The following is a 19,923-nucleotide window of genomic DNA, read 5'->3' on the forward strand; positions in this document are numbered from 1 at the left end:
AACGGTTTGGAGGACGAAGCCGCGAAACCGATTCAAGTCTGTGGGGACCGGTCTAAGACCTTGCGACGGGGAATGACAAGATGACTTTCAGTCCGGGCTCGCCATCTTTCAGGTCGAGCGATCCGCCATGCAGGCTCATGATCGCGGAAACGAGACTGAGGCCCAGCCCGGAGCCGGGCTTGGTGCGGCTTTCGTCGAGACGCACGAACCGGCCCTTGACCCGTTCCTTGTCCTCGTCGGCAACACCCGCCCCCTGGTCAGCGACGGAAAGTCGGACCGTGTTCGTCGCCTTGTCCACGGATGCCGAAATAATGATCTTGCCCCCGGCCTTAGCACCATATTTGATGGCGTTGTCGATCAGGTTGGTCACGGCCTGTCCGATCAATTCCCGGTTTCCGGGGATCGGCAATGGCCCCTCGACCTCGTTGACCAGCGCCATGCCGGCGTCCTCGACAAGCGGTTCGTAAAGCTCACACACCTCACCGGCAATTGCCGCCAGATCGACTTCATCCAGCTTCTGTTTCGAAAATCCGGCCTCGACACGACTGATCAGCAGCAAGGCGTTGAACACCTTGATGAGCTGGTCCGCCTCTCCGATCATGTCCTCGAGGACGGTCCGATATTTCACATCATCGCCATCACGGGCCAACGCGGCCTCGGCCCGGTTGCGCAGGCGGGTCAACGGCGTTTTCAGGTCGTGGGCGATGGAATCCGAGACATCCCGCAAGCCGTCATTCAACTTCGAGATCTTCTCGATCATGGTGTTGAGACTGGCCGAAAGCCGGTCGAACTCGTCATTGGCCCCGGTTACCGGCAGGCGGCCCGACAGATCGCCCGCCACGATGCGCGCGCTTGCCTCCGAAACACGGTCAATGCGCTGCAGGGCGCGCCGCCCGACGAAGAACCAGATCAGGAACCCGCCGAGCGCCATGACGCCGAGCGCCGTGATCAATGCCTGCCGCACGATTTCACGGAATCGCTGCGGTTCGCCAAGATCGCGACCGACGAGGATGCGCATGCCATTGTTGACGACGATTACCTGGGCCAAGGCGTGCGGCGCCTTTTCCCTGTCCTCGATTACATCGACATCATCGCCGAAACGCGCATAGACGAAGGGGTTTTCGGTCCACCCCTCCTTGTCCAGGACGCCGGGCTCCAGCGCGATCACGTTGCCGGAAAGGATGCGACCGGTGTTGTCGGCGATTATGTAGAGATTGGCGCCGGGGCGGCGCGACCGGCGGTCGATTTCGCGCACGAGAACGCGGAGTCCTGCCCTGCGATAAACCTGGCCGAGATCACGCACCTCATCGACGACCGCATTTTGCGTCTCGTTGACGAGAAAGCGTGCCGCCGAACCGGTCATGTAGAAGACGAGAAATACCGCGCAGGCGGTGAAAAGAACGAGATAGAGCGCCGAAAGGCGCGCCGCTGTGGTGTTGAAGACTGCGAGCAGGCGTTTCATCGCGGCGGGCTCAGTCGCGCATCATGTAGCCCGCACCGCGGATCGTATGCAGGAGCGGCTTGTCGAAACCCTTTTCGATTTTCGAGCGCAGGCGCGAGATGTGCACGTCGATGACGTTGGTCTGCGGATCGAAATGGTAATCCCAGACATTCTCCAGCAGCATCGTGCGGGTGACCACCTGGCCGGAATGACGCATGAGATATTCCAGCAGCCTGTATTCGCGCGGCTGCAGGACAATCACCTGGTCGGATCGCTGAACCTCGTGGGAAAGCCTGTTCAAAACGAGATCGCCGACCTGGTAGCGCGTTTCATGCTCGACGCCATTCTGACGCCGCAACAAGACCTCGAGACGGGCGAGCAGTTCAGAGAAGGCGTAAGGCTTTGTGAGATAATCATCGCCACCGGCGCGCAGTCCGGTAACCCGGTCATCGACTTCCCCGAGCGCGGACAGGACGAGCGCGGGGGTCATGTCGCCCTTGGCGCGCAGCGACGAAATAACGGAAAGCCCGTCGCGCTTCGGCAGCATCCTGTCGACCACGAGCGCGTCATAGGTTCCGGTATCGGCCATCGCATAGCCGTCATCGCCATTGTGGGCGACATCGGCCGTATGGCCGGCCTCGTCCATCGCCTTCTTCAGGTAGGCGGCGGCCTCGGTGTCGTCTTCTATGATCAGGACTTTCATGGGACGTTTATCGCGCGGTGCGACGGCAAAGAAAAGCCGGGGCGTAAGGAGAGGGTTGGCGACGGCAGGTTGAGGGGGAAGGCCTGCCGCCGCCAGTGTTGTCTGCCCGGGGGGATGACATGGTTCGTCCGGGCAGCCAAACAGTTTGGGATCAGCCGCGGCCGATCGGCATGGCGACAAACCGGGTGGTGTCGTCACGTTCCAGCAAAATCAAGGCCGCCTTGCGTCCCGAGTTCGCGACGTCGTCGAGGGCGTCTTCGATCTCCGACGCGGTCGTGACCGCCTCGTTGTTGACCTCGACGATCTTCTCGCCGGCGCGGATGCCGGCATCGGCTGCCGCGCTGTCCGGATCGACATCGGTGACCACAACGCCGTTGCCGTCCTCGGCCGGCGCAACCGTCAGACCGAAATCGGCAAGCGCGGTTTCGGACGCCTGATCGGGTGTGGACGGCGCTGCCGCAGCGGTCTTGGCGCCAGGCAGTTCACCGAGTTCGACGGATACGGTACGTTCCTTGCCGCCGCGAATGATCGTCACTTCGACTTTCGTGCCCGGATCGAAACCGGCGATCTGGCGCGCCAGTTCGCGCGGACCTTCGACCTCGTTCCCGTTCACCGCGATGATGATGTCGCCGGAGCGGATACCCGCCTTGGCGGCCGGGGCGTCTTCCTGCGGGTCGGCGACGAGTGCGCCGGACGTCCGATCGATACCCAGCGATTCCGCAATATCTGCGGTCACCGGCTGGATGGCGACACCGAGCCAGCCGCGTTCAACCGAACCATCGTCCATAAGCTCGGCCACAACGCCCTTGGCGACGGAGGCCGGGACGGCGAACGCGATACCGACATTGCCGCCGGACGGCGAGAAGATCGCGGTGTTCACGCCGACGACTTCGCCATTGAGATTGAAGGTCGGGCCGCCGGAGTTGCCGCGGTTGACCGCCGCATCGATCTGGATGAAGTCGTCATAAGGGCCGGCGCCGATATCGCGACCGCGTGCCGAGACGATACCGGCCGTGACCGTACCGCCGAGGCCGAAGGGATTGCCGACGGCAACCACCCAGTCGCCGACGCGGACTTTGGTGTCGTCTGCGAAGTCCACATAGGTGAACTCGCGGTCTTCCTCGACCTTCAGCACGGCAAGGTCGGTGCGCTGGTCGGAACCGATCAGTTCAGCGTCCAATTCGGTTCCGTCATCCATCACGACGGTGAATTCCGTGCCGCCGTCAATGACGTGGTTGTTAGTGACGAGAAAGCCGTCTCCGGAAATGAAGAAGCCGGAGCCCTGGGAAACCGGACGTGCGCGGCGCGGGCGCTGCGAACGACGATCGTCGCGGCTGTCAGGACCGCCGAACTGGGGGCCGAACTCACGGAAGAACTTCTTCAGCGGATGATCGTCCGGAAGGTCGTCGAAGCCGCGGCCGCCGAAGCTGAAATCGCTGGAAGCGGGCTGGATGTCCGACTTGACGCGAACCGACACAACGGCCGGCGAGACTTTTTCGATGATGTCCGCAAAGCCAGGCGCCACGGCTGGCGTCTCGATGCGCACGGCCTCGGCATTGGCCACGCCGCTGGTCGCAGCGGAGAAGCCGGAAATGCCAACGCCGAGCACGGTCGTCGCGATCAGCGCGGCGGCGAGCTTGCGGGTAACGGAGTTGCGAGAAGAATTGTTAGGGGTCGTCATCAATTCACGTCCTCGGTTTGAATTGTGCAGGCCGGCGTTTCCGGCCCTAGAGGACAGATATAGGGATGCGAAAATTACATGCCGCTTTCCACAACATGAAATATTGGTAATGTTCGGGCTGAACGATGCCCGCCGGAAAATGACTTCGGCCTATCGCCGCACGACTTCAACGCGGCGGTTCAGTGCCTTGCCGTCCGCGGTGTTGTTGCTTGCGACTGGTTCACTCTCTCCCCTGCCAGCCGGCTGCATCCGCGTCGCTTCGATGCCGGCATCCGTGAGCCAGGAAACCACCGACGCCGCGCGCCGCTGAGACAGATCGAGGTTGTAGGCGTCATCTCCGTCGGAGTCCGTGTGCCCCTCGATGGTCACATCCAGCGACGTATCGGATGCAAGCGCTTCGCGGAGCTGTTCCAGCGCGGCGCGCGAAGAGGCCTTCGGTACATCGCTGTCGTGATTGAAAAGGATACCGTAGATCTGGACTTCGCCGGCTTCCTGCAGCGCCGCGACAATCGGGTTGACGGGCTGGATGTCGCTGCAAGGCGTCGTGGTCCCCTCTGGCGCGGGCGGACCGCCCCACGCGTTTCGGCTTCGCTGGCGATAGCGGACACCGGCAAGGGCACCCGTTGAATCGATGGTCATGAAGGCATTGCCCTGAATCCCCTGCTCGGAGGTCCAGTTGAGGAGCGCCACACCTTCATTGACCGAACCGGAGAGAGTGCCGGTACTACGCCCGCTGTTCTCGATGTAACAGCCCGTCAGTGCTGCACCATCCTGTTTGAGTTCGATGAAATCGACCCGGCCGCTCTGGAAAACCCCGGTGAAACGATCCGGATCGGACGGAGGCGCCGTCGTTCCATGTGCGACCGCCTCGTTGAAATAGAGCCAACTCGCATCGGCGGACTGTGCGCCGTTTATGGTGTAACGCAACCAGCGAACCGGTGTTGAGATGGCGCTTGGCGCAAGCGTCTCGCCGTTCGGCGCGGCGTCGAGCGTGGCTAGCGTTGCGAAACCGGCGTCCGGCCCTTCAGCGGAACCTTCGATCAAGACATTACCCGCCGATCCGCCGGCGACGCCACCGGGGCGGTCGCCTGCACCGATAATGCCCGCCTCCGTGATCGTCGCCGGTGCGATCAACTCAAAGACGAAGACATGCGGCAACGGAACCTTCTTCGTCGAGGCGTTCCAGTTGCTTTCCGGATCGCCGTCCGTCAGGGCCAGCGCCCTGAGGGGATCGGCAGCGGCCGAAACGAGGACAGCTCCCTTCGCCAGGGTGAGAAGATCATCAGGCGCCGGCGCGTCCTCGGCGGTTGCGCCTGCACATGGCATTAAAATACCGAACACGATGACAACCATCACTGCGATTCGTTGAATCATGCGCATTACTCCTATCGCAGTGGTTGCGTCTCCTCGCAGGCTAACGCGCTATCGTTGCGGGAACAACAGCAATACCGACTACCGCAACGCGAGGCACGCGGAGGTTTGCCGGAAGCTCGGCACGCCAGCGAAACAAAGACAAAGAAAGGTTCATCCGTGACAAAGAAACGAACTGTCGCCTACTCCGTGCTGATCGGACTTGTCGCGCTTCTCGTCGGCGCTGCGCTGGTCATCGGCCAGGTCCGGAAGGTGGATGCGATCTTCGCGGCGAACGACGCGCGAAAGGCGGAAGGCTACTATCTATCCGAGTTCGAGTTCGAATTGCTGAGCGTCTCCTATTACCTCGACAAGGGCCGCTACCTGGACGGTCTGCGGCGTCTGAACGAGATTCACGCCAAGTTCGTCGACAGTCAGGGGCTGGTCAAAGTCCCGGCATTCTCCAGCGTCGAGGAGCAGCTCGATTTCTATCTGGACCGTCAAAACCCGGAAACCGGGGCGTTCTATCCCAACGCGACCGATCCCGTCTTCGCTTATGCCGGCGTCACGGCGAACATGATCAACCTGATCGACGACCTGTCGCGCCGCGCCGGCAGGCCTTTCGAGCTGAAATATCCTCTGCGCTTCCTCGAGCGCATCGACACGCCCTCAGAAATGACGGCCGCGCTCGACGATTCGGGACGGGTGGGGTTCATCGGGACGAAATTGAAGCCGCTCTTCGTCAGTTCGATCGAACTCAACGACCTGCTCGAACAATGCGAGCGCCTGGATATCTACCCCTTCCCGGCCGAAGCGAAGACCGCCTTCCTGCAGTGGTTCTACGACAATCAGGATCCGCAAACCGGTCTTTGGGGACCGCGTGACCGCGCGAGCGGCGCGATCATCGACGGCGGCGATATCGGCGACAGCGGCAAGATCATCAAGCTTTTCGTCGATGACGACGCCAAGGAAATCCATCCGGAGTTCCCGTTGCGCTACAGCGACCGGATATTCGCCTCGACCATTGAGCGGCTGTCCACGCCGCTGCCCGCGCGTCTCGACGAGACGCATCGCTGGATTATCGACCGCGACCGGGGCTTTCGGCTCCTGACCAAGTACATCTGGGCCAAAGGATCGGAGGAAGACCGGGATACGATTCGCGGCATGCTCTCGGATTTCGTGCGGCTACGCTTCGAGCGGTTCTTCGTCCCCGCCGACGGGGCGTTCAGTCTTTACCCGGACAGCGACGCCGCCAATCTCGACGGAACCAGCGAAGCCGGCGGCATGCTCGATTATATCGGCGCGCTTACGCCCGACCGGCAGAAGCGCTTGTGGGGCGATGCGTCAGACCTGGGTACCGCGCAAGTCGGCGAAGTTACCGGCGCGGATCTCGATCCGGTTGCAGGAAAGGCAGAGGTCAACGCCATCCGCTTCTATGCGGACGACCCGCAGGGCGATTATCTGCGCGCCGTCGCGGCTGTCTATTACCCGCGCGCGACACCCGTTCTCGACATGGTCGATTTGGTGCCGCGTATCGAGACGTGGCTCGACACGACCACCCAAACCATGGGCAATTGGGGCTCGAAGGACGGTGTCCGGGAAAGGCTATCCGTCGTGACCGTCGATCCGGCCCCGGTCATCGAAACTGGCGATGTCGCCGGCATTGAAAGGTTGCTGCAGGAAAACGGCAGCCTCGTCGCCATTGGCTTCGACGTGCTGCAGGCTCCGCGCTACCGGATGCGGCTCGCCTCCGGATAGGGCGGCACCGACCGACAGGCGAACGCGGCGGCCGACCTTATCGCTTCACCACTGTCACGACCTTGGCGCTCGCCTCCAATGTCCTGTGGACCGGGCACTTGTTGGCGATCTCTTCGATCTTTGTCGCGAGTTCCGGCGCGATCTCGCCGTCGATGGAGATATGGCGTTCGAAACGGTCGATCTTGCCGCCATGCGCGCGTTCCTCCTCGGTGCATTCAACGCAGTCCTTCGCGTGCACCTTGGCGTGGCTGACGTCGACAGTGACCGCGCCCAGCGACAGTTTCTTGAAATCCGCATACATGCGAAGCGTCATCGACGTGCAGGCGCCCAGGGCCGCGCCGAGGAGGTCATAGGGCGACGGGCCTGTATCGGTTCCGCCGGCTGAGACCGGTTCGTCCGCGAAAAACCGGTGCAGCCCGGCCTGAACGGTATTCTGAAACTTTGATTCACGTGTCTCGGATACGCGTATGTTTTCGATCGGTTTTTCGCCTTGCGGCTCATCGGCAGGCAGGAAGCGGGTCGCCCATCCGGCGATCACATGGGCGGCGAATTCGGCATCTTCCGGTTTGGTCAGAAGATGGTCGGCATGATCAAGCGAGATATAGCTCTTGGGATGGCGCGCGGCCGTGAATATCCGCTCGGCATTGTCGATCCCGACGGTTTCGTCGAGCGGCGAGTGCATGATGAGGAGCGATGCTTTCAGCTTTGGAAGGCGATCGAGCAGATTGGATGACCGCGCGGCGTCCAGGAACACCTTTCCGATACGGAACTGGCGGCCGCCAAGGGAAACCTCGGCCTCGCCGTCACGCTCGATCGTCTCCACATCCTCGTGGAACATGCGCAATATGTGCTCGGTGTCAGCGGGCGCGCCGATGGTCACGACACCCTTGACCTCCGGAATGTCATGCGCCGCCGCGAGCACCGCCGCCCCGCCCAGCGAATGACCGATCAACAGAACCGGCGCTTCGACATGCTCACGCATATGATCGGCCGCGGCAACGAGATCGGCGACATTGGAACGGAACGACGTGTTGGCGAACTCGCCTTCCGACGAGCCGAGACCGGTAAAATCGAAACGCAATACCGCGATGCCAAGCCGGGACAGGTTCGATGCGATCCGCCGCGCCGCGAGGATGTCCTTGGTGCAGGTGAAACAATGGGCAAACAACGCGCAGCCACGAAGGGCGCCGTCGGGCATGTCCAGCCGCGCGGCAAGCATTTCGCCGGTGGCCGAGGGGAATTCCAGTTTCTGAGTCGCCATCGCCGCCTCCGATCAGGGTTGGGCCGAAAGCCGGATGTTACCGGGACCCGTCTTCGGTATCAGATAGTATCCGGGACAGTTTCTCCTGCTCCTCGGCCGTCAGACCGCTGGCCGGCGCTGCGCCGCGACGCATTCGGAAAAGGAAAAAGATCGCGGTCAATCCGAGCGCGAGACCGATCAGAGGGGTTCCCCAGAGGAGCATGTTGCGCGCGGAAAGTCGCGGCTTCAGCAGCACGAACTCGCCATAGCGCGCGACGACGAAATCCATGACCTCTTCGTCCGTGTCGCCCTCCACGAGACGTTCGCGCACGATGACCCTCAGGTCGCGGGCAAGCTCGGCATCGGAGTCGTCGATCGACTGGTTCTGGCAGACAAGGCAGCGCAACTCCGCCGAGATGTCACGCGCGCGCCTTTCGAGAGCCGGATCGTCGAGCACCTCGTCCGGATTGACCGCATGAGCCGCGCCCATGGCGAACATCAGGATAGCAAGGGCGGCAAGAAAACGTTTCACGGCGTGTCCCCTGCCCTATTCCGCAGCGGCGAGCGTCTGGCGGCGTTTGGCCGACGGCACGGGCGCTCCGATCCGCAACCTGCGATCGGATAGCGAGAACAGGCCGCCGATGACCATCAGGACCGGCCCAAACCAGATCAAAGTGACCTGTGGTTTCCACCAGAGCCGAACCACAATCTGGTCGGTGCCCTCTACAGGATCGCCGAGCGCGATATAGATCTGGCTGAAGCCGGTCGTGTGGATTCCGGCCTCCGTAGTCGGCATGCCGCGCGCGGTATAAAGCCGCTTGGCCGGCGTGATCGTCGCGACGGGATCGCTGTCCTGCGAGACTTGGAAGGTCGCCACGTCCTCTGTGTAATTCGGTCCGCGCCGCGATTGCGCCCCCTCATAAGTCACGGCATAGCCGGCAAGTTCGGTCGTATCGCCGGGCGCCATGCGCAGAACCATTTCCTCCTGGAACGCCGTCACCGATACAATGCCGAGCGTAATGACGCCCAGACCGGCATGGGCGAAGGCCGTTCCCCAGACAGAACGCGGCAAGCCCCGCAGGCGATAAATAGCCTTCGTCATTCCCGCCTTGGGCAGACCGGATTTCTGCCAGACTTCGGCGAAGGCCCCGAACAGAAGCCAGAAGCCGATCGCGATGCCGACGGCAGCCAGCACGGGAGCGCCGGTCGCGAAATAGACCGTGGCAAGGCCAGCCAGAAGCGCGATGCCCGCAAAGACATAAAGCCGTTGCGCCGCGCCAAAAAGATCGCCGCGTTTCCAGGCAAGCAAGGGACCGAAAGGTACTGCCAACAGGAGCGGGATCATCAGCGGCACGAATGTCGCGTCGAAATACGGAGCCCCAACCGAGATTTTTTCGCCGGTGACCGCCTCGACGAGCAGCGGATACAGCGTTCCGACGAACACGGTCGCGGTCGCGGTAGTCAATACGAGATTGTTGAGCAGCAGTCCGCCCTCGCGCGAGATCGGGTGGAACATGCCGCCGTTTCCAAGCGACGACGAGCGAAGAGCGAACAGGAACAGCGCGCCGCCGATAAAGAAAACGAGGATCGCCAGAATGACGACGCCGCGTGTCGGGTCGGATGCGAATGCATGCACCGAGGTAAGGACGCCTGAACGCACTAGAAATGTGCCGAGCAGCGACAGCGAGAAAGCCAGGATCGCGAGCAGGATGGTCCAGACCTTCAACGCCTCGCGCTTTTCCATGACGAGTGCCGAGTGCAGCAACGCAGTTCCGGCCAGCCACGGCATAAAGGACGCGTTTTCGACCGGGTCCCAGAACCACCAGCCGCCCCAGCCAAGCTCGTAATAGGCCCAGTAGGATCCCATCGCGATGCCGGCGGTCAGGAAGATCCAGGCGGCCAGGGTCCAAGGCCGAACCCAGCGCGCCCACGCCGCATCGATACGCCCCTCGATCAGCGCCGCGATGGCGAAGGAGAAACTGATCGAGAACCCGACATAGCCGAGATAAAGCAGCGGCGGATGGATCGCGAGGCCGACATCCTGAAGGATCGGGTTGAGATCGTTGCCTTCAAGCGGGGCTGGCGACAAACGGGCAAAGGGGTTCGAGGTGAACAGGATGAAGCCCGTGAAGGCCATTGCGATCAGCCCCTGCACCGAGATCACCATGGCGCGAAGGCTTGGCGGCAGGTTGGAGCCGAACAGCGCAACCATCGCGCCGAACAAGGCGAGGATCAGCACCCAGAGAAGCATCGATCCCTCGTGATTGCCCCACACACCGGTGATCTTGAAAAGCAGAGGCTTTTGCGAATGCGAGTTCTCGACGACGTTGAGCAGCGAGAAGTCTGACGACACATAGGCCCAGGTCAGTACCGTAAAGGCGAAGGCCAGTGCGGCGAACACAGCGAAGGCAATGTTGGGCGCCATGGCGATCTGGCGGGCGTTTCCGGTTTTCACGCCGACAAACGGTATGACGGTCTGGAGGACCGCCAGCATCAGGGCCAGAACGAGTGCGTAATGTCCGAGTTCGACTATCATTGTGTCGCGCTTACCTCATCTCCCTGCCAGTAGCCCTGTTCCTTCAGGCGGTCGGCGACTTCCTTGGGCATGTAGGTTTCGTCATGCTTGGCCAGCACCGTATCCGCAAGGAAGGTCCCGTCCTGCTGCAACTGCCCCTCGGCAACCACGCCCTGCCCCTCACGGAACAGATCCGGCAGGATGCCGGAATAACGCACGAGAATACGATCGTTGGCGTCTTCGACGGCAAACTGGACACCGGAACTCTCGGCATTCGTCACAGAACCCATTTCGACGAGGCCGCCTAGACGGATGCGGCCACTGTTTTCCTCGGGCGCAGCGAGAAGTTCGGTCGGCGTGCGGAAGAACGTCACCTGATCGCTGAGAGCAGTCAACACAAGCGCGACCGCGACACCCAGAAGGGCCAAGGCACCGAAAATCACCGTGAAGCGTTTCTGTTTACGGGTCATTGGGTCGTGTCTCCCGGTAGTGAGATGCCAAGCGCCGCCGCGAATTCCACGATTTGTCCGCGCTTTGCATCTTCCTCCGAAAACGCGCTGGCCGCACGGGCAAGCGCATCCTCGGCATCTGCTTTTCGTCCCAGAACGACATAGGAGCGGATCAGCCGCTGCCAACCGCTGAAGTCGTCGGGTTGTTCGCGCAACCGCGCATCCAGTTGCGCAATCATTCCCGCGATCATCTCATTGCGGTCTTCCGCATCCATGGCCTGGACGTCTCGCACCGTTTCCTCGTCGAGCTGCGGAGCAGCCGATCCCGGAGCAGAGGCGAGCATTTCGCCGCCATAGCGCCGCAAGCCCTCCTGGGCAGCGGCTTGCCATTCAGGCGCTGTGGCGCCCGTTTCGAGCATCGACTGCCAGCTCTTGACCGCTTCAGCCACATTTCCGGCTTCGGCAGAAGCAAGCGCGAGGAAGAACCGTGCACGGCTGTCGCCTGAATCGAGAGCCACGGCACGTTCGAATTCGGCACGCGCATCAATATCGACCGAACCAGCAAGCATGTAATACGCCTGCCCCAATCCCGATCGGCGCGCGGCGGTTTCGCCCTGCAATGCGATGGCCCGCTCGAAAGCGTTGCGCGCATCGGCCGCTCGACCCAGCCGCAGATACATCGGCGCAAGCACGTCCCAGCCGCGCCCGTCCTCGGGGTTCGTTTCAAGATGGGCTTCGGCGCGCGCTACAAGTTCGCCAATATCCATGCCTTGCAGGGATTGCGACGCTGCCTGCTGGCGGATTTCATCGACGCGTGCTGCGAGAGGCTGCGCCTCCATGCCCGGAGAGCCCGTCATCGAATAGACCAGCGCCGCCGCCAAAGGGGCAAAAAGCGCCGAAGCAACGACGAACGCCCTGCCTCCGGATGGTTGCGCCCTCTTTCCGGAAGCCTCCACGTTCACCGCCTCCTGGGCAGCAATCAGGCGACGTCCGATTTCCGCCCGGGCGTATTCAGCCTGTGCAGGCGCGATCGCGCCACGCTCGATATCGGCATCGAGCTCGCGCAGCTGGTCCTTGTAGATTGTCAGATCGAAAGCGTGTTCGTCCGGGTCGGACTCCGTCTTCTCCGCCCGCAGAACGGGCAGGAAAACGATACCGAGCAGCAGAAGCGTCAGCGAAACGGCGAGAATGACGAACAACATGATGGTCAATTAAATATGCAAGTCAGACTTGCCAATGGAATTCGCCGAAACGCGACATTTTCACGCTTGCGGGATGCCCACCTTGATCTTGATCAGGCAAGCGGCGTCCAGCTGCCGTCGCTATTGCGGCAAGCCGTTCCACGCCCGACGAGGGGCGCGCTTCCGCCATAGACGGTGTGGGTATATTGACGGCAATTCTGGGACCCGACCCGGTATGGCTGCGAAGCTACGACATCACCGGTGTACTGATCGCCGGTCTCGCCCCATGCGACGCGTTCGCCGGCAGGCGTGTATTCCAGCGCCTGATACTCGGCCTGGAGGGCCCGGTTACGGATATCGGGTGCCATGTCCGCACGCGCTTCATCGGCGAGGATGCCGCCATTGAGCGCAGTCACGAGTGCGTCACCGGCGAGGCGATTGTCGGAATCGCGAACACCGGAAACGGAGCCAAAAGCGAGGCTTGGCACCGCGGTTCCCGTCGATGAACAACCGGCTACCACGCCGGTCAGCGCCAGAGCGAATGTCATGGAAATGATTCGCATTGCCTTCCTGCCCAAGTCGCACTCAACCCTATTTTGAGGGTCAAAGATGAACAAAACTATGTCGTTATTTTGTTTGCAATTGAAGGATTTCACAGTTTCAACAACCTCATTGCGCCGCGGCAGGAAGAGTAATGATAACGCTCAAGCCGCCGCTCTTGCTTTCGCCCAGTTCGATCTCGCCGCCATAGGCCGCAACCGTTTCCGCGACGATCGCAAGGCCAAGCCCTGTCCCCGGAACCGTTTCGTCGAGCCGCTTGCCGCGTTTTAGCGCCTCTTCGCGTAACTCGGCGGCGATGCCGGGCCCATCGTCTTCGACGCGGAGCCTGATCCCGGAGCGTCCGCCAGTGATGCGAGTTCGTTCGATATCGAGTTCGATGGCTTCACGCGCCCACTTGCTCGCATTTTCCATGAGATTGCCGAGCACTTCCTCCAGATCCTCCTTTTCGCCCATGAAAACAAGTGGTTCGGAGGAAATTCTGAGCGCGATCTTCTTATCCGGATTGAGCTTGCGCATCACCGAAACCAGCTTCTCGGTCACGGGACGTATATCTGTTCGGAAAATGATGCTCTCGCGTTGGGCGGCGATGCGGGCGCGCTTGAGATAATGCTGGATCTGGTAGTCCATCGCCCGCGTTTGCTCCTGAACCACGGCCGCCGACGGCCCGGTCTTCGCGCCGGCCTCGTTGACCAGAACAGACAAGGGCGTCTTGAGCGAGTGGGCCAGATTGCCGACCTGCGTGCGCGCGCGCTCGACAATGCGCTTGTTGTTGTCGATCAGCGCGTTCATCTCGTCGACAAGCGGCTGAATTTCGCTGGGAAACCGTCCCTTGAGGCTCGTCGCCTCGCCGCTGCGAATCGCGGCAAGTGCGCTGCGGGCGTGATCGAGAGGACGCAATCCCGCCAACAGGATCGCCACATTGATCAGCACGACGCCGAGACCGAAGGCCGACAAAAGCAACCCGACCCGCCTCGCGAAGTCGCGAACGGAGTATTCGAACTCGGTCTGGTTTACTGCGACCTGAAATCGCGCGATACGCCCCCCGCCGAGATCGATTTCCGATTCGAGAACGCGAACTTCCTCGCCTCCCGGACCATCTCCGATCCAGTGTCTTCGGAACTGTCGATCATAGGGTCGCTCGGACAGCGGCGGACGTTCGAACTGCTCGGTTCCCAACGACGGGGAAACAACGGGGGCGCCGGCGATGCCTTCGACCGGCTGAACGCGCCAATACCATCCCGAGAGCGGCTCGAGAAAGCGCGTATTGCCGAGATTGGGAGTACCGTGAAGCTCCCCCGCATCATCGACCGAAACCGCCCCGACGAGATTGAACAGCTGCGCTTCCTGCAGATTGGCGAAGCCGCGCGCGGAGTCGTTTCTGTAGAGCCCGATCAGCAGCCAACCGAGCAGTGCGATAGCGGCGACCGACCAAAGACTGGATATAAGGATGACCCGGAGCGCGAGGGAATCCGTGCGCAGCTTCACCGGATCAACCGGCCTTTTCGCTGGTCTCGTCCGGCGCGGTCATGCGATAGCCGAGCCCGCGAACCGTCTCGATCAGGTCGTGCCCCAGCTTCTTGCGCAGCCGGCCGACAAAGACCTCGATCGTGTTGGAATCGCGATCGAAATCCTGGTCGTACAGATGCTCGACGAGTTCGGTGCGAGAAATCACCTCGCCCAGATGATGACCAAGATAGGAAAGAAGCCGGAATTCGTGCGACGTCAGTTTCAGCGTCGTCCCATCGACCATGGCCTTGGATGATTTCGTGTCGATTGTAAGAGGACCGCACCGGATTTCGGAAGATGCGTGTCCGGCCGCCCGGCGAATGAGCGCGCGCACCCTCGCCAGCACCTCCTCCACATGAAACGGCTTCGTGACATAGTCATCCGCACCCGCATCGATGCCGGAGACCTTATCGCTCCAGCGGTCGCGCGCGGTCAGGATCAAAACGGGCATCACACGCCCGTCGTCACGCCAGCGCTGCAGGACGCTGATTCCGTCCATGACCGGCAGGCCAATATCCAGAACCACGCAGTCATACGGTTCGGTATCGCCGAGGAAATGGCCATCCTCGCCGTCGGTGGCAGCATCAACGACATAGCCGGCTTCTTCCAGCGCGGATTTCAATTGTGCATTCAGCGAAGCGTCATCTTCAACGACGAGAATTCGCATGGTTACGTCCCTCCCGAGAATTCGCACCAATGCCACCGCATATCGACCTTACGGCCAATGCGGCGGCATCGGCTTATCCATTGACGATGATTTCCTCGCGCTTCGGACGCTCGCCGTTCGCGCCGGGCACCAGAAGCACGATCTTGCACTTGCCACCGCCGACAGATTCCGCGCTTGCCAGCTCCGCACCGCGCTGAGCGGCAACCTGCTGGCCAACGGCGAAACAATTATCGGCGGCATAGACCGGCGCAGTGCCCAGCACCGGAAGTGCTATCAGCGCGGCCATGATGAAACGTAACATTTTTCTTGTTCTCCAACTTGGCTGCCAACCTACACAAGGGTGCCTGAACGGAACATGAATGGATCGTTCGTTCCATTCATGCCCCGAAAATACTCGACGGTTCAAGCGATGCGGCTTGATGCGGCGACGCGTCCCAGGATTGCGACGATTCCGGCGAGGGCCGAAACCGTCTGGAGGATCGCTTCGGTCAAAGCGGTCTGGCCGGCCGCGTCCACTGGCAGTCCGAACATCGCACCCAGCGTGGCCGCGACGCTTACCAATGCGCCCCAGATCGTCTTGGAAAGATACCATGGCTTGGCTTCGTTCATGACAGTTCCTTTCACTTGTCAGGGAAGATTGACCGTTTTGCGGGCGGGAATTCCCTCGCCCACCGCGAGACTGATCTGCGCGACCTCGACATCGAACACGCAATTCGGCGCATCGAGACCGAGCGACGAAACGGTTGAAGAACCGAGCATCAAGGTTGGATGGGTCGTTTCGGCCGAGAAGACGACCTCGCCGCCGTCAAGCAACCGAACCGCGTAACGTTCCTCCTCTTCGCCGAGAGGCACATCTGAACCCATCCAGGAATCGCCGTCGGTTCGTGTTCTGCGGATCCATTCGATCGAGATTGCATCGCCGTCGGCGCGAGCCGCCCGCAGGTGAACTGGAGAGAGCGGCATAAGCGAGCGCAATCCACCGGTCGCCTCGACTGTTTCGAAATAGCGGTCTGTAAAGGGCCGTCCGGCAACGCCAATTCGCATTTGCAGGGTCAACCCGATCTCTGCGGCAGTTATGCCGGCCGGAACCACCGCCTCGTTGAGAAGGACTGCGCGAGCACCCGCTATCGCGCCTGCGTTCATAGCATCCTCAGTCCCGCCCTGACCGCGCAAAAGATCGGTCAGTCGCCACTGGCCCGCCGACACCTCTTCGGCATTACTGAACTGCAAAACCTCCCAGGACCCGTTCGAGGATTCGACCGCGAGGCGGTTTCGTCCGGCAAGCAAAGCAGCCTCGCCGACGCTCTCGAAAGCCCCCGAAGGTATTGAGAGTTCCACCGGGTTGGCCCGGTCGATGCGACCGGAAAACCCACCGGACAGCGGTGCTGTCAGTTCGCCCACCACGGCGTTGGACAGTGTCCCGGTTCGATACTCGAAGCCTGACACGTCGGGCGAAACATAGATCGCCTGCATCCTTGGCGGTGAAGACCACGCGGCAATCATGAAGCGCTGCTCCGGCGCGCTTCCTTCCGATAGCGGCAGATCGAGCAAGAGGAAATCCGGAACACCCGCCATGTCGCCGGCAACCTGCCCGCGTTGCGCTGGCAAAGCCGGTACGCGGGCATTGGCCGGCAGCCGCAGCACAGGCGCGGCTTCGAGACGCAACACACCGCCGAGGTCGCTGCGCGTGACCAACCATCGTTCCGAGGGGAGCGATGCGAAGGCGAACACGTCGCCCGGTGCCAGATCGGCGTGCCGCCAAGGGAGCGAAAACCGCAACGTCCGGCCGTGCGCCCAGGCAAGAGCCAGGATCCGGTCGGCAACCGCATCGACCACGCTGGCGTCCGCGATGACCGGCAGTTCGATACGTTCCTGCCGGTCAGACCCGGTTTCCAGTCGGCGGGAATAGCTCGTCGCGGACCGGTAATCACTCAATCCGTCGCGATAGGACGCGACGATCTCGGTCGGCAACTCACTCTTTTGCGCCTCGGTAATGTCGCGCAATGCCTCGCCGTCGAGATCGGCGATGTCGCCCTCGTCGATTACGCGCGTCGCCGCCGCACCCTCGGCGCGCAAGGCAAACCCGGCCTCGCCATTCATATCGGAAGCTGTCCAGCCAAACGCCGCCGCCAGCGGCTCCAGTGCATCACGAACCGAGGCGGGGCCGGAAATGACCATTCCCTGAACGGTATCGGCGATATCCACCGTCGCCGACCCGGCCAGCATATCGGATGCGACTTCGCGCAGAGGTGCGGTACCGAGCCGTCCATTCAACCAGTGCCCGCGCAGCCAATTGCCGCCATCGCCCCAGACATCTGTCGCCATCGGAAAGGCGGGAAAAGGTCTCGCGTCCCAGGCCCAAAGAAAGATGCGCGACAGGTCGATCATCGGCTCGCCGGTGATCCCCGAAAGAGGGTTGGCGATGCTCCCGCTTGCCCAATGCTCAAGATGCGCCTGCAGGAATGCCCGCTGCTCCGCATCGTCACGCCCGCCATTGGAAAACCAGGGGGTGGCGCTTTCGGCCGACTTCGCGTCCGTGAAGACATTGGGCTGGGTCGCTCCCTTGTCGATCGCCGGACAACCCAGTTCCATCAGCCAGATCGCTTTCGCCTCCGGAATCCAGGCCGTTGCGGAGCCGCTTTCGGTCCCGCCGGTCCGCTCGTAATGGGTGTTCGACCACCATGCGACAAGGTCCTTGTAGCGATAGACCCAGTCCTTGCCCGCGAGTCCGTCCGCAATCGGCGTGCGGATTCGGTTTTTCCGATTGTCATCGGAGGCGTAGTACCAGTCGAACCCCTCGCCACCTGTGATCGCGGAACGAAACGCCGTACGGCCCGATGCCTGCAATTGACCGTCCGGGTTCGCACCGGGATTGGCCGCGTCTTCGTCGCGCCAGTCCGACAGAGGCATGTAATTATCGACACCGACGGCATCGATATTGGCGTCGGCCCAGAGCGGGTCGAGATGGAAGAGAACATCGCCGCTCCCATCCTGGGGGTGATAGCCGAAATACTCCGACCAGTCCGCGGCGTATGTAATGCCGCAAGCCGCGCCGACCGCCGTCCTCACCTCCGCCGCCAACGCCTTCAGTTCGGCAACGAAGGGGAACGCTCCCGTTTCGTCGCGGACCTGCGTCAGGCCCCGCATCTCCGTGCCAATAACGATTGCATCGACGCCTCCGGCAGTCGCCGCAAGGCTCGCATAGTGATTCACCATGCGGGCGTAACCTTCTGCTTTGTCGACGAAATCGGCGATCTGCGTTGCGGCCGCAGCCGTCTGATCCACGGTCGCCGGTTGTCCAGGCGCCGGATGGCAGGTGATACGCCCGCGCCACGGATATGCGGGTTGCATCCCTTCCGTCCAGGGATCGGGCAGCGTATTGCCCGCCGGTACGTCCATGAGAATGAAGGGGCAAAGCGTAACCTTCAATCCGCGCGATTTCAGGTCGGAGATCGCGGCAATTACACTGGCGTCAGATGGTGTTCCGCCATAAGCGGGTTCTCCGTTCGAGAGACTGACGACATGCACGTCCGGGTCGGCGCGCGCCAGTCCCGCAACGGTCCAGGCCTCGCTCTCCCCGCCGCCTGAGCCCGACACCACGCCCGGCCGCAAACGGCACTCACTTGCCCTCAGGTCGTCGCCAAACCAGGCGACGATCAGCGAGACGTGCTCGAGATTGGGACATATCGCCTGCAACTCGTCGATAGAGGCTTCCCAATCCGATCCGGCATGGAGAACGTGCCGGTTGATCTCTTTTGTCTCGCCCTTTCGCGGCGTCGCCGTCACGAGCCCGGGTGCGTATCCATGCTCCGTCGATCCGGGAATGACGCAGACAGCCCTGACCTGTTGTTCCAGATCGCCAACGGCACGAATGATTTCGATCTGGAACTGCGGCACGCGATTGCCGAACCGGTCCAGCGGCAAACGCTCGAACACGACGTAAGCCGTTCCGCGAAACGCCGGCGCGAGGCCCTCGCCCTGCTTGGCCTCGATCAACGGATCGGGCTGCTGCGCTTCATCACCCGGATAGAAGCGCATCGTAATTCCGGTAAGGTCCAACTCCTTCCCGTCGGCCCAGACGCGCTTGATCGCCGAGACAGATCCCTCGCATAGCCCAATCGCAACGTTTGCGAAGTAGGAATAGGTCGTAACCTTCGGTCCACCCTTCCCGCCCTGCCGCTCGGTTCGCGCGGTTTCCTCGAAACGGGTCGCCCAAATCACCGTACCGGCGATGCGTGCATGTCCGAAGACACGCGCCATTGGCGAACCTTCTTCCGCTGTCAGCGGCCGCGCGCCGGAAAGCCGCGCGCCTTCGATATGCCGTGTCGAGTTGATCAGCGCCGTGTCAATTGCATAGCCGGCCAATGCGCCCGCAGCGGTGCCGACCGCCGCACCGGCCGCGCCGAAAGCACCGCCGAGCCATCCGCCCGCGGCCTGAAGCAACAGGGTTGCCATCAATACACTCCGTCAATGATGGGGAAATGCAAAAACACCGGCCACGCGGCGGCGCCAATGCGGGACGAAGGGCGACGCCATGACCGCATGACCTTCATATGCATGTATGATCCGTTTTTCCGGCGCGAGCAGCGCCAGATGTTTTGCCGAAGCGGCCGCCTGCCATCGAAAAGCCAGGATATCGCCTGGGCGCATGTCGTTGACGTCGACAGTTGCGCAACGCTCCCGCAGAGCATCCAGAAGAGGCTCTCCGGGCGAGGTTTCAGCCCAATCTGCGGAATAGGCGCGTGGGATCTCCAAGCCACTCCCGTAAAGCTCGCGCCAGATGCCGAGTATCAGGCCCAGACAGTCGCAGCCGACGCCTTTTCGGCTCGCCTGATGGCGATAAGGCGTACCGATCCAGCCCTTTGCCATTT

At 61.9% G+C, this 19,923-nt stretch carries 17 protein-coding genes; 1 reads left to right on the top strand and 16 read right to left on the bottom strand.

Annotated elements, in window-relative coordinates:
• Positions 1-52 precede the first annotated feature (52 nt).
• From LC343_RS10625 to LC343_RS10640, 4 genes are all read right to left on the bottom strand, one after another.
• Entirely contained in the window at positions 53-1,462 is a 1,410-nt protein-coding gene (locus LC343_RS10625) for a sensor histidine kinase (protein ID WP_223477086.1), read from the bottom strand.
• Between the two features lie 10 nt (positions 1,463-1,472).
• The gene (locus tag LC343_RS10630) at positions 1,473-2,144 is read right to left on the bottom strand and encodes a response regulator transcription factor (protein WP_223477087.1); all 672 of its coding nucleotides are present in this window, start codon (positions 2,142-2,144) and stop codon (positions 1,473-1,475) included.
• A 151-nt stretch (positions 2,145-2,295) separates the two neighbouring features.
• Positions 2,296-3,825: a Do family serine endopeptidase gene (locus tag LC343_RS10635; RefSeq protein ID WP_223477088.1), complete on the bottom strand. Its 1,530-nt coding sequence runs from the start codon at positions 3,823-3,825 to the stop codon at positions 2,296-2,298.
• Between the two features lie 150 nt (positions 3,826-3,975).
• The gene (locus tag LC343_RS10640; RefSeq protein WP_223477089.1) at positions 3,976-5,199 is read right to left on the bottom strand and encodes an OmpA family protein; all 1,224 of its coding nucleotides are present in this window, start codon (positions 5,197-5,199) and stop codon (positions 3,976-3,978) included.
• Positions 5,200-5,355: 156 nt separating this feature from the next.
• Here LC343_RS10640 and LC343_RS10645 point away from each other — a divergent pair, with 156 nt between their 5' ends.
• Positions 5,356-6,933, top strand: coding sequence for a hypothetical protein (locus tag LC343_RS10645; protein WP_223477090.1), 1,578 nt, complete (start codon positions 5,356-5,358; stop codon positions 6,931-6,933).
• 37 nt (positions 6,934-6,970) lie between these two features.
• On the opposite strand, the gene LC343_RS10650 is transcribed toward LC343_RS10645, so the two are convergent.
• From LC343_RS10650 to LC343_RS10705, 12 genes are all read right to left on the bottom strand, one after another.
• Entirely contained in the window at positions 6,971-8,194 is a 1,224-nt protein-coding gene (locus tag LC343_RS10650) for a bifunctional alpha/beta hydrolase/OsmC family protein (RefSeq protein WP_223477091.1), read from the bottom strand.
• A gap of 37 nt (positions 8,195-8,231) precedes the next feature.
• Positions 8,232-8,672 (bottom strand): cytochrome c-type biogenesis protein, encoded by a 441-nt coding sequence (locus LC343_RS10655; RefSeq protein WP_238484263.1) that lies wholly within the window; start codon positions 8,670-8,672, stop codon positions 8,232-8,234.
• Between the two features lie 48 nt (positions 8,673-8,720).
• Positions 8,721-10,709: a heme lyase CcmF/NrfE family subunit gene (locus LC343_RS10660; RefSeq protein WP_223477093.1), complete on the bottom strand. Its 1,989-nt coding sequence runs from the start codon at positions 10,707-10,709 to the stop codon at positions 8,721-8,723.
• Positions 10,706-11,158 (bottom strand): cytochrome c maturation protein CcmE, encoded by a 453-nt coding sequence (ccmE, locus tag LC343_RS10665; protein WP_223477094.1) that lies wholly within the window; start codon positions 11,156-11,158, stop codon positions 10,706-10,708. The genes LC343_RS10660 and ccmE overlap by 4 nt, the downstream gene beginning before the upstream one ends.
• A complete protein-coding gene (ccmI, locus tag LC343_RS10670) occupies positions 11,155-12,339 on the bottom strand; it encodes a c-type cytochrome biogenesis protein CcmI (RefSeq protein ID WP_223477288.1) in 1,185 nt (394 codons plus the stop codon). Before ccmI ends, ccmE begins: the two co-directional genes overlap by 4 nt.
• A 92-nt stretch (positions 12,340-12,431) precedes the next feature.
• Complete coding sequence (locus tag LC343_RS10675) at positions 12,432-12,866, bottom strand: RT0821/Lpp0805 family surface protein (protein WP_223477095.1); 435 nt, start codon at positions 12,864-12,866, stop codon at positions 12,432-12,434.
• 121 nt (positions 12,867-12,987) lie between these two features.
• Complete coding sequence (locus tag LC343_RS10680) at positions 12,988-14,364, bottom strand: ATP-binding protein (RefSeq protein ID WP_223477096.1); 1,377 nt, start codon at positions 14,362-14,364, stop codon at positions 12,988-12,990.
• A 4-nt stretch (positions 14,365-14,368) separates the two neighbouring features.
• Positions 14,369-15,052 (bottom strand): response regulator transcription factor, encoded by a 684-nt coding sequence (locus LC343_RS10685; protein WP_223477097.1) that lies wholly within the window; start codon positions 15,050-15,052, stop codon positions 14,369-14,371.
• A gap of 73 nt (positions 15,053-15,125) precedes the next feature.
• Complete coding sequence (locus LC343_RS10690) at positions 15,126-15,353, bottom strand: hypothetical protein (protein ID WP_223477098.1); 228 nt, start codon at positions 15,351-15,353, stop codon at positions 15,126-15,128.
• Positions 15,354-15,454: 101 nt separating this feature from the next.
• Entirely contained in the window at positions 15,455-15,661 is a 207-nt protein-coding gene (locus LC343_RS10695; RefSeq protein WP_223477099.1) for a hypothetical protein, read from the bottom strand.
• An 18-nt stretch (positions 15,662-15,679) separates the two neighbouring features.
• Positions 15,680-19,507 (bottom strand): baseplate multidomain protein megatron, encoded by a 3,828-nt coding sequence (locus LC343_RS10700; protein ID WP_223477100.1) that lies wholly within the window; start codon positions 19,505-19,507, stop codon positions 15,680-15,682.
• Positions 19,508-19,519: 12 nt separating this feature from the next.
• Positions 19,520-19,921 (bottom strand): NlpC/P60 family protein, encoded by a 402-nt coding sequence (locus LC343_RS10705; RefSeq protein ID WP_223477101.1) that lies wholly within the window; start codon positions 19,919-19,921, stop codon positions 19,520-19,522.
• Positions 19,922-19,923: the final 2 nt, after the last annotated feature.

The organism is Oricola indica, assembly GCF_019966595.1.
GTDB lineage: Bacteria > Pseudomonadota > Alphaproteobacteria > Rhizobiales > Rhizobiaceae > Oricola > Oricola indica.